The 14,553-nt window shown below is 67.6% G+C and carries 13 protein-coding genes and 1 pseudogene; 3 read left to right on the top strand and 11 right to left on the bottom strand.

Annotated features, from left to right (window positions below; translation table 11 throughout):
• Positions 1-13 precede the first annotated feature (13 nt).
• Both NN2_RS27460 and NN2_RS27455 read left to right on the top strand, forming a co-directional pair.
• Positions 14-1,384 (top strand): MFS transporter, encoded by a 1,371-nt coding sequence (locus NN2_RS27460; protein WP_063017189.1) that lies wholly within the window; start codon positions 14-16, stop codon positions 1,382-1,384.
• Positions 1,385-1,542: 158 nt separating this feature from the next.
• The gene (locus NN2_RS27455) at positions 1,543-2,904 is read left to right on the top strand and encodes a flavin monoamine oxidase family protein (RefSeq protein WP_063017187.1); all 1,362 of its coding nucleotides are present in this window, start codon (positions 1,543-1,545) and stop codon (positions 2,902-2,904) included.
• 25 nt (positions 2,905-2,929) lie between these two features.
• Here NN2_RS27455 and NN2_RS27450 read toward each other — a convergent pair whose 3' ends face one another.
• Positions 2,930-3,781, bottom strand: coding sequence for an SDR family oxidoreductase (locus tag NN2_RS27450; RefSeq protein ID WP_063017185.1), 852 nt, complete (start codon positions 3,779-3,781; stop codon positions 2,930-2,932).
• Between the two features lie 201 nt (positions 3,782-3,982).
• On the opposite strand from NN2_RS27450, the gene NN2_RS27445 reads away from it, so the two are divergent.
• On the top strand, positions 3,983-4,360 hold the full coding sequence (locus NN2_RS27445) for a VOC family protein (RefSeq protein WP_245658887.1): 378 nt from the start codon (positions 3,983-3,985) through the stop codon (positions 4,358-4,360).
• A gap of 29 nt (positions 4,361-4,389) precedes the next feature.
• Here the strand turns inward: NN2_RS27445 and NN2_RS27440 are convergent, their stop codons facing one another.
• From NN2_RS27440 to NN2_RS37455, 10 genes and pseudogenes are all read right to left on the bottom strand, one after another.
• The gene (locus NN2_RS27440) at positions 4,390-4,941 is read right to left on the bottom strand and encodes a dihydrofolate reductase family protein (RefSeq protein WP_063017181.1); all 552 of its coding nucleotides are present in this window, start codon (positions 4,939-4,941) and stop codon (positions 4,390-4,392) included.
• A gap of 84 nt (positions 4,942-5,025) precedes the next feature.
• Complete coding sequence (locus NN2_RS27435) at positions 5,026-6,075, bottom strand: FAD-dependent oxidoreductase (RefSeq protein WP_063017179.1); 1,050 nt, start codon at positions 6,073-6,075, stop codon at positions 5,026-5,028.
• A gap of 108 nt (positions 6,076-6,183) precedes the next feature.
• Positions 6,184-6,762, bottom strand: coding sequence for a hemerythrin domain-containing protein (locus NN2_RS27430; protein ID WP_063017177.1), 579 nt, complete (start codon positions 6,760-6,762; stop codon positions 6,184-6,186).
• Positions 6,763-6,964: 202 nt separating this feature from the next.
• Complete coding sequence (locus tag NN2_RS27425) at positions 6,965-7,810, bottom strand: SDR family NAD(P)-dependent oxidoreductase (protein WP_063017175.1); 846 nt, start codon at positions 7,808-7,810, stop codon at positions 6,965-6,967.
• Positions 7,807-8,067: a hypothetical protein gene (locus tag NN2_RS37460; protein ID WP_146102114.1), complete on the bottom strand. Its 261-nt coding sequence runs from the start codon at positions 8,065-8,067 to the stop codon at positions 7,807-7,809. Before NN2_RS37460 ends, NN2_RS27425 begins: the two co-directional genes overlap by 4 nt.
• A gap of 378 nt (positions 8,068-8,445) precedes the next feature.
• Complete coding sequence (locus NN2_RS27420; RefSeq protein WP_063017173.1) at positions 8,446-9,009, bottom strand: hemerythrin domain-containing protein; 564 nt, start codon at positions 9,007-9,009, stop codon at positions 8,446-8,448.
• Positions 9,010-9,115: 106 nt separating this feature from the next.
• Positions 9,116-10,075 (bottom strand): NrfD/PsrC family molybdoenzyme membrane anchor subunit, encoded by a 960-nt coding sequence (nrfD, locus tag NN2_RS27415; protein WP_245658885.1) that lies wholly within the window; start codon positions 10,073-10,075, stop codon positions 9,116-9,118.
• A 74-nt stretch (positions 10,076-10,149) separates the two neighbouring features.
• Positions 10,150-11,055: a 4Fe-4S dicluster domain-containing protein gene (locus tag NN2_RS27410; RefSeq protein ID WP_082857308.1), complete on the bottom strand. Its 906-nt coding sequence runs from the start codon at positions 11,053-11,055 to the stop codon at positions 10,150-10,152.
• A gap of 2 nt (positions 11,056-11,057) precedes the next feature.
• A complete protein-coding gene (gene fdh, locus NN2_RS27405) occupies positions 11,058-14,309 on the bottom strand; it encodes a formate dehydrogenase (protein ID WP_063017171.1) in 3,252 nt (1,083 codons plus the stop codon).
• A 168-nt stretch (positions 14,310-14,477) separates the two neighbouring features.
• Positions 14,478-14,553, bottom strand: a pseudogene (locus NN2_RS37455) (F420-dependent glucose-6-phosphate dehydrogenase); the annotation flags it as partial.

Raw genomic sequence — 14,553 nt, 5'->3', positions numbered from 1 at the left:
AGGAAAGGCAGTCTTGACCGCGACTCGCACCGACGACCACGAGACCACCACCGATTCACTTCCGTCCGATCTGCCCGCGCCACCGCCGGCACCGCCGGATCGCCCCAGTGGGATGTTCGCCTCCCTCACCGTGCCGAACTATCGCTACTACTTCGCGGGCCAGGTGGTTTCCAATACGGGTACCTGGATGCAGCGGATCGCGCAGGACTGGCTGGTGCTCGGTCTCACCGGCAGCGCGTTCGCCGTCGGCATCACCACTGCCATGCAGTTTCTGCCGATGCTGCTGTTCGGTCTCTACGGCGGCGTCATCGCCGATCGCTTCCCCAAGCGCGGACTTCTGGTTCTCACCCAGGCCACCATGGGACTGCTCGCCGCGGTCCTCGCGGTCCTGACGCTGACCGGCACGGTCGAGGTGTGGCACGTCTACGTGCTGGCGCTGCTGCTGGGCATGGTGACCGTGGTCGACAATCCGACTCGTCAGTCGTTCGTCCCGGAGATCGTCGGCCGGCAGCGGTTGCGCAACGCCGTCAGTCTGAACTCCGCGAACTTCCAGGCCGCGCGACTGGTCGGGCCGGCGGTCGCGGGAGCGCTGATCGCCGCCGTCGGCTCCGGCTGGGCCTTCGCGATCAACGCCTGTTCCTTCGTCGCCGTCATCGCCGGTCTGCTTGCCATGCGACCGGCGGAGCTGACACCGGTGCCGCGCCTGCCGCGCCGGAAAGGGCAACTGCGTGAAGGCCTCCGGTATGTGAGCGCCCATCCGCAACTGCTCTGGCCGATCGTCATGGTGGGCTTCATCGGCACCTTCGGCTACAACTTCCCCACCGTGCTGTCGGGCTTCGCGTATCACGTCTTCGATGTCGATGCCGGCAAGTACGGGTTGCTCAACACCGCACTGGCAGCGGGTTCGCTCGCGGGCGCGCTGCTGGCCGGTCGCCGCGGGCGGGTGCGGATGCGGATGCTGGTCGGCACCGCCGTCGGCTTCGGCGCACTCGAGGCGGTCGCCGCCTTCGCCCCGGACTATTGGCTGTTCACCGCGCTGCTCGCCGTGGTGGGCCTGCTCGGACTCACCTTCAACACCTCGGGCAACTCGATGGTGCAGCTGGAAACCGACCCGGCCATGCGCGGGCGGGTGATGTCGCTGTACATGATGGTCTTCACCGGCGGCACACCTATCGGCGGCCCGATCGTCGGATGGCTCACCGAGGAGTTCGGGCCCCGGTTCGGCCTGTTCGCCTGCGGAGCGGTCTCCGCACTTTCGGCGGCGCTGATCGGTGTCGTCCTCGCCCGCGCCGCCGGCCTGCGAGTGCGGATGTCGGGTCGGCGCGTCGTGCTCGTTCCGCGCGAGGGCTCCCCGAAACCCGTCGCGACCGGCCACCGGTGGTAGGTGCGGGGTTTACGGTCCGCCACCTCCCCGATTTGCTCTAAAATTGCCCACCTGAGGTGCCGATCCGACCGAAGTGGTTCGTAGCGGCGAGGTCGTGGATGTGAGCAGTGCCGTGCCCCGCCGCCGCCCGGAGAACGTCGACACGAAGGCGGCTCTCGATGACGGATGTGGACTGTTGCGTAATCGGCGGCGGGTTCGCCGGGTTGACCGCCGCGCTGCGACTGAAACAGGCGGGCCGATCGGTAGCGGTACTCGAAGCTCGCGACCGGCTCGGTGGGCGCACGTTCACCGAGGTGCGCGGGGACGGTTGCTGGATCGACCGCGGCGGCGCCTGGATCGGGCCCGGCCAGGACCGGGTCCGCGCCCTGATGAACGAGTTCGGCGTAGGAAGCTATCGCCAGTACACCGACGGCCAGGCTTTGATGGTCGTCGACGGCAAGCAGTACCGCTACACCGGCACGATCCCGTGGACGATGAGTCCGTGGGCCTCGATCCATCTCGGCGCCGGCTTCGCCGAGCTGGCCCACCTGTGCAAGTCGATTCCGCTCGACGCACCGTGGGATGCGAAGAACGCCGAGAAATGGGATCGAATCACCTTGGCGCAGTGGCTGAATCGCACCGTCCGGTCGAGGACCGCCCACGATCTGCTCGAGACCGCCATCGCGGGCAGCTACACCTCGGCCGCCTCGGAGGTGTCGATGCTCTTCGCGCTGTATCAGATGGCGTCCGGGGGCGGGCCGAACTTCGTGTTCAGCGTCAGGGGCGGTTCCCAGGACTCCCGGCCCGTGGGCGGCATGGGTGCGATCTACCGTGCGATGGCGGCCGAGCTCGGTGAGGCGATTCGGCTGTCGCAGCCGGTGCACGGCATCGAGCAGGACGATGCCGGAGTGACCGTGCACGCCGGTCGGTCGGCGCTGCGTGCCCATCGGGCGATCGTGGCCGTCCCGCTGGCGATCGCCGGTCAGATCCGGTACGAGCCGATGCTGCCGGTCGATCGCTCACTGCTGCATCAGCGTGTGCCGAGCGGCTCGATCATCAAGACCTCCGTCGTCTACGCCGAACCGTTCTGGCGGCACGACGGATTGTCCGGGCAGTCGGCCGCGCCGGGGTCGCCGGCCACCGTCACCCTCGACGCCTGCACCGACACCGCCCGGCCCGGAATCCTGTGCGTCATCACGGAGGGGCCCACCGCCCGCCGGATCGGACACCTCGACGCCACCGACCGCAGAACGGCCATCCTGCGAGAACTGGCCGGCAGGTTCGGGACGAAGGCCGGTTCCCCGGAGGACTACGTCGAGCAGGACTGGAGCGCCGAACGGTACTCCGGTGGCGGAATGCTCAGTCACACGCCGACCGGCGTGCTCACCCAGTTCGGCCGCGCGCTGCGCGAACCGTGCGGCCGGATTCACTGGGCCGGCACCGAGAGCTCGGCCGTGATGTGCGGCTGGGTCGACGGCGCGGTCCGCTCGGGTGAACGCGCCGCGAGCGAAGTGCTGCGGCACGAACTCGCCGCCGTCTGAGGCGCCCCGACGCGGTCCGCGACGTTCAGCGCGGACCCGAGCCGAAGAATCGCCACAGATAACCGGGCAGCTTGCGCAGCGGGACAGCGCGTGGCCAGTCATCGGCACGAAAATAGGCGTCACTGCCGCCGTCGACGAAAACGATACTGCCGCACAGGAATCGCGCGGCGGGCGACAGCATGAACACCGCCCATTCGGCCAGATCGCCCGGATCGCCGAAGCCGCCGATCGGGACCGGGAAACGCTCGATGTTCTTCGCCTCGGCCGGGGTCGCGAGCTGCTTCTCCAGCAGCGGCGTCAGCACCGCGCCGGGTGCCAGCGCGTTGAGCCGGATTCCCGCGCCTGCCCACTGCGCGGTCGTCGCGTGGCGGCGCACCCAGTGGCTCACCGCGATCTTCGAGGTGCCGTAGGCGATCGACGGCGCGTTCCGGCCGAAGATCCGCAACGCCCGCAGCGCCTTGTCCGTGTCGCCCGCCAGCAGCGCACGAATCGCCCGGCGCGGCACCAACGGGGTGGTGGTCGTCGAATTGCTGCCGAACACAACGACTTTCGCCTCATCGGCCCGGGCCAGGGCCGTGCGCCACCCGTCGAGCAGTTCGACGACGCCGCGGTAGTTCACCTCGAAGATCAGCCGCGGCCGGTCCGCACCGGGCGCCGGCCCGACCCCCGCGGCGAGTATCGCGCCGTCGAGATGCCCGTCCACCTCCGCGAGCACACCGTCGATCGCGGTGCGGCGGCCGGCCGGCGTCGACAGATCCGCGACCACCTGCGCGTCCTTGAGATCGACACCGACCACCGTATGGCCCCGCTCACGCAATTTCTCCGCCGCGGCGCGCCCCATTCCGGACGCCGCCCCGGTCACCACGTACACACCCACCGCATCGCCTGCTTTCCGCTACCCGAGCCTCGAACGATCACCAACCGGCGGCCGACGACCCGTCACCGCCGCACCGAACTGTGCCCGAGTGCGAGCGCGTGCACAATGGCGACCGCGCCCCACGGGAGCCACAGCGCAGGTCGGCGAACGTTTCCCGCCGACACGCCATCCCGGTCGAGGATCGCGTGCCAGACTCGCGCCATGGCTACGGCTTCTGCTCCCCCGCCGGGTTTTCGTTCGGTGACACCACGCATGGTGGTGGCCGACCACCCCGCGGCGGTCGCGTTTCTGCGGACCGTATTCGGGGCGACCGGCGACGTGGAGCCGAACCGGCCGACCGAGGTCCGCGTCGGCGATTCGCTGATCATGGTCTCGGAATCCGGCGAGCGCGAACCATTTCCGGCCTTTCTCTACGTCTACGTCGACGACGTCGGGGCCACCTACCAGCGCGCGGTCGCCGCGGGCGCGGACACGCTGGAGGCACCGCTCGACACGCCGTACGGTGACCGCCGCGCCATGGTTCGCGACCCGTTCGGGAACGTCTACCAAATCGCCAGTCGGTTGGGCCCCGGTGGGTGACGTTCTCTGACCTCGAGCCGGAGCCGTCCTCAGTCGACGACGTAGCGCAGCATCACCGCCGTGTCGAAATGCCGCGTCTGCGCCAACCGGAGCGGAATACGCTTGTCCAGCAGGGGAAACATCGGTGTGCCGCCGCCGAGCACCACGGGCAGCACGAACACTTGGTACTCGTCGACGAGCCCGTGCGGAATCAGCGAGGCCGCCAGACTCGCGCCGCCGACCTCGATGACGCCATCGCCCTCGGCCTTCAGCCTGCGCACCTGCTCCACCGCGTTCTCACTGACCAGCGTGCTGTTCCAGTGCACCTCGGTCAGTGTCCGCGAGAAGACGACCTTCGGCTTCTCCGTCCACAACCTGCCGAATTCACGCTGGATCGGGGGCGCATCCTCGGGCACATGCGGCCAGTACTCGGCCATCAGCTCGTACAGGCGACGACCGTGCAGTGAAATCTCGATGTCCCGATACCGGTCGTTGTGAAACTGGTGCAACTCGTCGTCCGGATTCGACCAGTCGATGCTGCCGTCGCGGTCGTTGATGTAGCCGTCCAGGGACATGCTGATCCCGTAGCTCAGTTTCCTCATGAGAAGGAGACGTCCTGTGGGCGCGAAATTCATCGGCGCACAACGAAATGGTCCCGGCTCACGGATCTGCCGACGCGGTGACAGTCATCGGCGCCGCGCTCGCTGGGCGGTTTCGCGGTCGGTGACGATCTGCTTGCGGCGTTGGGTCATCGCTTCGGCGGGTGAGGCGGTGCCGGCGATCGCGTCGAAGACCGCACGGGCGTCCTCGAGCGCGTCACGGGCTCCCACACCGGCCGCCGGAGTGATCGCGTGGTCGGCGTCGCCGATCAGGATCACCGAATCCTGCGGTGCGCGTGCGCCTTCCAGCGGGACGTTGCGGGCGTTGCTGACGTGCACGAGTTCCGTCCGCGACAGGAAGGCCGAAACCAGCGCCCGGCTGGAAGGCGTTGCGGCCAGGACGGTTTCGGCCCACTCGTCGACCGGCCGCATCCCGATATCGTCGCGAGTACCGGGGAGGGGATCGCGCGGGATCCGCACGAACCACAGGGCTGCGGGGTCCTCGGGGCGCCAGATGTGGCCGAAAGTACTTCCGGCACTGCCGTCTTCGGCGACCTCGGCGAAGAAGTGGAGGACCGCGGGGGTCGTGGGCGGCGGCGGATCCAATGGCGTGCCGGTCATTCCGTACAGCACGACATCACCGGCGTAGACCGGTGTGCGTGCGGGTTCCAGCGCGGCCCGGACGACGGAGTCGATACCGTCGGCGCCGATCAGCAGCTCCTCGGTGGTGACGACGTCGGAGCCCCGCCGGATCGTGTGATCGTCGTCGCTCACCGTCACTTCGGTGATCGGCTCGCCGTAGCGCAGGTCGGCGCCGGAGCGCGCGACGAATTCCGAGAGCACGCCCATGAGGTTGCGGCGCAACCAGAAACGATGTCCGCGGCTGGGCATTTCGCTGCGCCGGCCGCGACTGTCCTCGTAGTCGAGTCCCGCGAGCGGATAGGACACCTCGTGCAGCGCCGAGCGATCGACGCCCATCGCCTCCATCGCATCGTGTCCGCGCCCGTCGATGAACAGAAACGCCCCGGCTCCGGGACCCGGGCGCTGTTGTTCGTAGAGCGCGACCCGATGCCCTTGCCGCGCGAGACCACCGGCCAGGCAACTGCCCGCGATCCCGCCACCGATAACGCTCACCATGTCCTGCGACCTCCCAGCGTTGTCGTGCCGGCGGCCATCCGCCGGAACAGGCACTTGTCCAGAGTGCCACGCGCATCGCAACATTCGCCGAGGACTGATCGACTCCCGTCAGCTGGGCGGAATTCGCTTCAAGCTGCCCACACTGAGCGATCCGTTCCCCTCGCCGCGCAGCGCCGCCTCCGCCGCGCGGACGTAGCCGGCCGGATCTTTGTCGACGGGCACGACGCCCGCGTAGTTGCGCGCCTCGTACGCCGCGAAGGCCACGGCGAGCTGATGGCGGCGCTGCAGTCCGGCCAGGCGGCGAAAGTCGGTGAGCCCCTCGCGCTCCTCCTCGGCCATATGGTCGCTATTGGCCAGGTTCGCCGCCGCGACAGCCGCATACCACTCGTCGGTGCCCACCTGGTGCCGCCCTACGTCGGCGACCGCATCCCTGATCTCGTTGTGGTCGTGGATGGCATCAAGTGTCTCGTCCTCCGCCCCGCTCGCACGCCGCGCCGCGATCCCGACCTGCAGCAGCGCGGGATAGAAGATCTCCTCCTCGGCCTGCGCATGCAGCTCGAGAAACGCCGCCAGCCGGTCCCAGATCGCCCCCAGCGCACCGGTGTCCTCGCGATCGATCTGCTCCAGGATCGCGAACAGCCGCCGCTGCTCATGATGGTCATCGAGGATCAACTGGGTGATATCCACATTTCCTCCCTGACACCGCATCGCAGGCAAGTACCGGACCCGAGGACCGGCTGCCGCGCAGGTAGCCGGGACGTCCCCTGGAACCCGACCATAACGCACCGCCTACGACGCTCACATCTCCCTGCAGCTCACGCCGAAAATTGCGCCCGGCGGCGAACAAGTCCTCGATACCGGGGCCGGCGATACTCTCGGCGATGTTTGCTCAGCCGAGGCCGACGAGATCGGCCGAGGCAGTCCACAGTTCGTCGATGAGGCGGCGGTTGTGTGCTTGCGGGGACTCGGGGCCTCGCGCTCGGTGCCGATGGAAGTAGACGCCGTTGATTTCCGGGTCGGCGCCGCGGCCGGCCAGTTCGATCAGGGGTTCGGCGCCGCGGGCGGGGGTGATCGTTCCGACGTGGCGCAGTGGGGTGCGGTAGAGCAGGCCGACGGCGCGGGAGTCGCGGCCGAAGCTCGACGCCACAGGACCGGGATGTACTGCGGCGGAGACGATTCCGTCCGACGACCAGCGCTGCGCGATACCGCGGGTGAACATGATGTTCATCAGCTTGCTCGTCCCGTAGGCGCGCCATCCGAAGGCGCGGCGGCGCCGGTAGTCGAGGTCGGAGATGTCGACGTGCCCGAACAGGTTGCCGACGCTCGCGGTGTTCAGCACGAGCGCGCCGTTGGCGGCGAGCTTGTCGTGCAGCAGATTGGTCAGCAGAAACGGGGCCAAATGGTTGATCTGGAAATTGGGTTCGTGCCCGTCGACGGTCCGCTGTCGCGGCTCGAAGAGACCGCCCGCGTTGTTGAGCAGCACGTCGATCGAGCCGACATGGTCACCGATCTGCTCGGCGAGACCGCGCACATCGTCGAGAACGGCGAAATCGGCCGTGAAGGCGGTCGCACCGGTGTCGGCGGTCACCGTGGCAAGTTTCTGCGCCGACCTGCCGACGATGACGAGGTCGACGTCCGGGGCGGCCAGCGCCCGGGCGGTCACCGCTCCGATGCCGTCGCTGGCACCGGTTATGACGATTGTGCGTCGCGAGTTCGAGGATCGGCTATCTGTCACCAGGGTCTCCAGTCGGTGGATGCGTGGCGTGCGCCTTCCGTATGCCACCAGCTTAGAATTCGGTCGACGATCGGCGCGCGTCTCTGCATCCAGCCGACGTGATCGTTACTCGCGCCCTCAGGTACCTGGCCCTTGCCATCGCGCCGCCGACCGCGGCGAATCGACGAATCGAACATCACCCGGAACCTCCCGGACCGGGGCAGCGCAAAACCGACATGGGCAACCGCGATGCCACCGAGACCGGCGATGTCCACCACCTGACTCCGGGGACATCGTGTCGACCGACCGAACGAGGAACCCCCGGGGCGGCCCACAGCGGTACCGGTGTGGTGTAGTGCCGACGACGCTGTGCGGCGATAAGCCGAGCCGCACCGCCGCCACGAAACCCGGGTCGCCGTTCACGCCGACCGTCGCCGCGATGTGCTGCGGCAACGAACCCCGGTTCGGGCGGTGCCGGTGACGTCGTTACTTTCATCCGATCCAGCCACGCCGAACATTCAACTTTCTACGTTGCTGTCAGCGTATGCACCGACGGAGCGACCGACCCGAGTAGACCGCTACTCGAATTTCGCGGTGGCTTCCCGCATTTCGCTGCGCAGGCCCCGTCGTCGGCATGCGCGAGGTGGCGCTGCACGTCACTGTGTGTCGTGCTGACGAGCATTCCGCAGTGCGTCGCGCGCGCGGTCGAACACGGCCAGTGGTGGTCCGGCCACGAGGTTGGCCGCACGCGATTCACCCGCGTGTGGGTGCGGGCGGGTAGGTGCGATGGCCTCGGCGCCTCGGACCGTATTGGCCATGTGGGTCAGCTGGGTCCCCGAAAACGACTGGCGCAGTAAGGCGAATTCTTCCTTTTCCTCGTGTTCGGCGTGCGCGAGCACCGCTCGAGCGAACGCCGAGAGTTTGGCGTCGAATTCCCGGTTGTCCACGCCCAGGTCGTAGAGTTCGGCGAGGTCGCGCTTCGCCTCGTTCTCCTCTGCCAGCCTGTTCTCCACCATCGGCTTCGCACCGAACTGCGCGCGCGCAGCTGCCGGATGGACGACTTCTTCCTCGGCGGTCTCGTGCACCGCCAGCAGCCGTACCAGCTCCTCGAACAGGTTCTGCTTGTCGTCAGGTCCGGCGCGCAACTTGTCGAAGAGATCTTCGATCTGTCGATGCTGCGCGATCAACAGGTCTACGACATCCGCTTTGTCCGCGCTCATCTACCAACACCTTCTTCTGCCGGGAGTGAATTGTTTCGACGCCGGTCGGCGCAGGAAGCCGAGGTCGGCGCTATACGGCCGCACTACCCGCCCCGGCCCCTCGTATTCAGCCGGGAACACCCTCACGCTGCGCGAGCCGCTCTCGTTGCGGGATCACTGTGTACTTCGGATCCTCGGCGGACGCGACGCCGGCGTGGAAGATGCCGAACCGGGTGCACGCCGAACCTGCCACCGCGGCGGCGCCGCCGATGATCGCCGCGGTCCTCGACCGTCGGCCCCCGACTCCCCCGACGACCGCGCCGAACACCGATAATGCCTTGGCGGCGTTCATCAATCGGCCCGCGGTCCCCTGATGCAGTGGCTCTGCCGACAATCCCATGCGGCGGCTCATCACCACACCGGCGGCCAATTCGGTTGCGGCACCGAGGATCAGGGCGCGCCTGGCGGGGCCCGCCTCGTGCGCGGGCGAGGCGAGGACCGCCAGTCCGCCCGCCGCGGTGGCGGCCGAGCCGACGAATACGAACGGCATTTCGCAATATCCGTCGTGCCAGGTCGGCACCGCGGTGTCCGACATCAGCGCGGCGGTGTAGGAGGCGACGGCCGGGCCGACGACGCCGGCCCCGACGGTCGCGGCTCTGCCGACACGGGGAAACCATCCGGTGATCTCCGTGGCCGCGGCGACTCCCGCCAGCGGACCGTAGGTGGCCAGGATCCAGGAACCGACGCTCATCGGCGAACTCGGCTTGAACACTCGCAGCATCCGAACGAATCGTTCCGGGCGGCCGAGGTCGTGGATTAGCGCCACCAGGGAGGCGAGGATCGCGGCCAGCCCGCTGACCTTGGTGACGCGGGCCATTTTCCGGCGGCCGGTCAATTCCGCGCCCATCGCCAGCACCGACGATCCGCCTGCCAGCCCCCCGAGGAACAGGTAACCAGCGATATCGCGGGCCTCCCACGTCGGCTTGTTGAGTATCGGCTTGCCGTAATAGGACTCGAAGTGCGCGTCGGGCACCATCTTCTTCTCGCCCCGGCCGCGTCCCCGCTGGCGCCGCGGCAACCGATTCACGTCTCCGGTGACGGCCGTTCGATCAGGTGGCGCAGACCGATCCTGCGGTATGCCGGTCTGCCTCTCGTGCTCGCTCATCGTCGCCCTTTCAGGAACGTCGCCGACAGCCCGGCGAGCATGCCCAACGCCGCGATGCCGACGTTGCGCCACATGGCCGGTAGGTCACGGGTGGTGACGAGCGGGTCCGGCGGCAGGCCGTACACCTCCGGTTTGTCGAGCAGCAGGAAAAACGCCCCGGTGCCGCCGACGCCGTCGTCGGGATCCTGCCCGTACAGCCGGGCATCCGTGACGCCGGCGTCGTGGAGCTGCCGGACGCGCTCTTCGGCGCGCTCGCGCAGCTGCGACAGTTCGCCGAACTGAATGGAATCGGTGGGACAGGTTTTGGCGCAGGCGGGCTCCATTCCGTCGCCGAGCCGGTCGTAGCACAGCGTGCACTTCCATACCCGGCCGTCGTCCTCGCGCTGGTCGATGACGCCGTACGGGCAGGCCGGCACGCAGTATCCGCAACCGTTGCAGATGTCTTCCTGCACCACGACCGTTCCGAACTCGGTTCGAAACAGCGCCCCGGTCGGGCAGACATCGAGGCATGCCGCATGCGTGCAGTGCTTGCACACATCCGACGACATCAGCCAGCGGAATTCGCCACGCTCCCCGTCACCGTCCCCCGGTTTGGTGGAGCTCGGCATTCCGAGATCCACCACCTCGGCGGTATTCGCCTGTGCCGCAATCGGTTTGCGCTGTTCGACGAATGCGACGTGGCGCCAGGTGTCGGCGCCCAGCCCGCCGGTGTTGTCGTAGGACATGCCGGTGAAGTTCAAACCGTCGTCGGGAACGTGGTTCCACTCCTTGCACGCCACCTCGCAGGCCTTGCAGCCGATGCACACCGTGGTGTCGGTGAAAAATCCCATCCGCGGGTGCTGATCCGGGTAGCCACCGCCGTGTGGCGGGTCGTCGGCGGTCAGGTCTCGTTCGAGGTCCATGCTCACACTCCCGTGCCGGTCTTGTCGGTGACTCCTGCTCGCCGCTGGTAGTCGGCGACCATCGCGGTCGCATCGGCGCCGCGTGGGCGACGTCCGGGCCGGATGTCGACGGTGAATGCCTTGACCTCCTGGATGTGCGAATTCGGATCCAGCACAACCGAAGACAGTTCATTGGCGGCATCCCCCGTACTGAGCCCATTGGGTCCCCAGTGGTACGGCAGGCCGACGTGGTGCACGGTGCGGTCGGACACGGTCAGCGGCGTCATCCGGTCGGTGACCAGCACCCGGGCCTCGATCACCGCACGCGGGCTGACGATCGTCGCCCACTCGCCGTTGACCAGGCCCCGTTCGGTCGCGAGTTCGGGTGAGACCTCGCAGAACATTTCCGGCTGCAGCTCCGACAGGTACGGCGTCCAGCGCGACATGCCGCCCGCGGTGAACTGTTCGGTGAGCCGGTAGGTGGTCGCCACGTAGGGGTAGACCCGAGCGCCCGCCTCGCCGGCATCGGGCGCGTAGCGATTCCGGGGGTCCGAGAACACCATTCGTGCCGGACTTCGCTGCTGTCCGTAGAGCTCGTTGCGCACCGGTGAGTCCTGCGGCTCGTAGTGGGTCGGCAGCGGTCCGTCGGCGAGGCCGGCCGGGACGTACAACCACCCCTTGCCGTCGGCCTGCATGATGAACGGGTCGATGCCCGACAACGCGTCCACACCCGCGGCGTCGTCGCCGGGCCGGTAATCCGGTGACTTGGTCACCTGGAAATCCGGCACATCCAGGCCCGTCCACTTCTGCTGGTCGGCGTCCCACCACACGAGCTTCTTGCGTTCGCTCCACGGGGATCCGTCGGGTGCGGCCGAACAGCGGTTGTACATGATTCTGCGGTTGTCGGGCCATGCCCAGGCCCATTCGAGCGCGACCCAGTCCTGCTCGGTCTGTGGTTTGCGGCGTGCCGCCTGATTCACGCCGTCCTTGCGGACTCCGCAGTAGATCCAGCATCCGCACGTGGTCGAGCCGTCGTTGCGCAGCTGCGTATAGCTCTGCAAGGGGTTGCCCTGCCCGTCGAAGCCGTTGATCTCGGCCAGCACGGCGTCGGCGTCGGGTTCGGCGGTATCGCCCAGAGTCGGGTAGTCCCAGGTGAGGTCGAGGATCGGACGGTCTCGCGGGTCGGTGGAACCGGACAGCTTCTCGCGGATGATGCGCCCGAGGTGATAGGTGAACCACAGGTCGCTGCGGGCGTCGCCGTCGGGTTCGACGGCCTGGTCGTGCCACTGCAGCAGGCGGTTGGTGTTGGTGAAGCTGCCCGACTTCTCGGTGTGCGCGGCGGCGGGGAAGAAGAACACCTCGGTGCCGTTGTCTTCCGTGCGTATCTCACCGGTCTCTGTCTCGGGACCGTCCTTCCACCAGGTCGCGCTCTCGATCAACGAAAAATCGCGCACCACAAGCCAATCCAGATTCGCCATGCCCAGCCGCTGCAGCGTGGCGTTCGCCGAGCCGACGGCCGGGTTCTCCCCCAACAGGAAATAGCCCTTGCACCGCCCTTCCAGTTGCTCGAAGACCGTGTCGTAGGTGCTGTGCGAGCCGGTGAGCCGGGGCAGATAGTCGAAGCAGAATTCGTTGTCCGCGGTCGCCGCATCACCCCACCACGCCTTGAGCAAGCTGACCAGATAGTCGTCCATATTCGCCCAGAAGCCGATGCGCGCGGCATGGGAGTCGATGAAATCGGCGCGGCTCTGCCGCGGCATCGCGTACGGCATCGGGATATAGCCGGGCAGCAGATTGAACAGCGTCGGGATATCGCTGGAACCTTGAATACTGGCGTGCCCGCGCAGGGCCTGAATACCGCCGCCGGGCCGGCCCATATTGCCGAGCAGCATCTGCAGCACGCAGGCGGCGCGAATGAATTGGCTGCCCGTGCTGTGCTGAGTCCAGCCGACGGCGTAGACGAATTCACTGGTGCGCTCGGGACCGGAGTTCTCGGTCAGATGCCGGCAGACTTCGAAAAAGGTCTCCGGCGGGATGCCGCAGATGCGGTGCACCGTCTCGGGTGTGTAGCGGGCGTAGTGGCGCTTGAGAATCTGGAAGACGCAGCGCGGATGTTGCAACGTCTCGTCACGAACGAACTCGCCCTCCAGCGCCGCGCCGCCCATGCCGTGCTGCTCGGGACGTCCGGCGGAACGGACGTCGTCTTCCTTGTGCGGCTCGCCGGATCCGCGGCCACGCTGCCCCGACGCCGAGGCCACGTCGACGCCTTCGTATTGCCATTCGGCGCTCTTGTAGTGCCGGGCCTCGGGTTCGAAACCGGAGAACAGGCCGTCGAGGTCTTCGGTATCGCCGAACTCCTCGTCGACGATCGTCGCCGCATTGGTGTAGTTGACGACGAATTCGCGGAAGTACTTGTCCTCGGAGAGAACATGATTGATGATTCCGCCCAGAAATGCGACATCGGTGCCGGCGCGGATCGGAACGTGCAGGTCCGCCAGCGCGCTGGTGCGTGTGAAGCGGGGATCGACGTGGATGACCACGGCGCCGCGCGCCTTACCTTCCATCACCCACTGGAAGCCGACCGGATGGCATTCGGCGAAATTGGATCCCTCGATGATGATGCAGTCTGCGTGCTGCAGGTCCTGCAGGAAGGTCGTGGCGCCGCCGCGACCGAACGAGGTGCCCAGCCCGACGACGGTCGAGCTGTGGCAGACCCTGGCCTGGTTCTCGATCTGCACGACGCCGAGCGCGGTGAACAGCTTCTTGATCAGGTAGTTCTCTTCGTTGTCGAGCGTGGCTCCGCCCAGACTCGCGATTCCCATCGTGCGGGCGGTGCGATTGCCGTCGACCTCGTCCTGCCAGTACGCGCGCCGGGTGGCGATCACCCGATCAGCCACCATGTCCATCGCCCGCTCGAGACCGATCGGTTGCCAGTCGGTGGCGTGCGGCGGCCGATAGAGGACCTGATGGCGCCGGGCCTCCCCGGTCGTCAACTGCAGGCTCGCCGCACCTTTCGGGCACAGTCGTCCGCGGCTGACCGGTGAGTCCGGATTACCTTCGATCTGAACGACCTTCTCGTCTTTGACGTAGACCCGCTGCGAACACCCCACACCGCAGTACGGGCACACCGACGTCACGACACGGTCGGCGTCGGTCGTTCTGGCCTGCAACGATCGACTGTGCTCGGACTGCGCGGCGGCCGCCTTGCCGAGGGGGTCTTCGCCGGTCAACTGCCGGTAGACCGGCCACTCCGTGATCCACTGACGTATACCCACCGCGGCTCCTCGGCTCGGTCGTCGAAGTCCTCGCCGTGCTACCCGCGATCTCCGGACTCAAACGTGCCCCACCGAGATCCCGGCATTGTCGCGGTGGAGGCCTGCCGCGCCGCAGCGGTTGGGGTTCACGCCTACTGCTACGGCGGGCACGCCATGAGCGGTGAAATCTCAGGTCAATGCGCGCAGGCGGGGGGCGAGGTCGCGTGCGAACAGGTCCAGGAAACGGCGCTGATCGTGGCCCGGG

Source organism: Nocardia nova NBRC 15556, assembly GCF_001613005.1.
GTDB lineage: Bacteria > Actinomycetota > Actinomycetes > Mycobacteriales > Mycobacteriaceae > Nocardia > Nocardia nova.
The sequence above is the reverse complement of the archived record's forward strand: the minus strand, read 5'-3'. Positions and strand labels throughout refer to the sequence as shown.

Coding starts and splice junctions, on each gene's coding strand:
- NN2_RS27435 (WP_063017179.1), bottom strand. CDS start 6,075: ATGGTGAGCGTTATCGGTGGCGGGATCGCGGGCAGTTGCCTGGCCGGT.
- NN2_RS27420 (WP_063017173.1), bottom strand. CDS start 9,009: ATGAGCGCGGACAAAGCGGATGTCGTAGACCTGTTGATCGCGCAGCAT.
- NN2_RS27445 (WP_245658887.1), top strand. CDS start 3,983: ATGGCTACGGCTTCTGCTCCCCCGCCGGGTTTTCGTTCGGTGACACCA.
- NN2_RS27410 (WP_082857308.1), bottom strand. CDS start 11,055: ATGGACCTCGAACGAGACCTGACCGCCGACGACCCGCCACACGGCGGT.
- NN2_RS27440 (WP_063017181.1), bottom strand. CDS start 4,941: ATGAGGAAACTGAGCTACGGGATCAGCATGTCCCTGGACGGCTACATC.
- NN2_RS27455 (WP_063017187.1), top strand. CDS start 1,543: ATGACGGATGTGGACTGTTGCGTAATCGGCGGCGGGTTCGCCGGGTTG.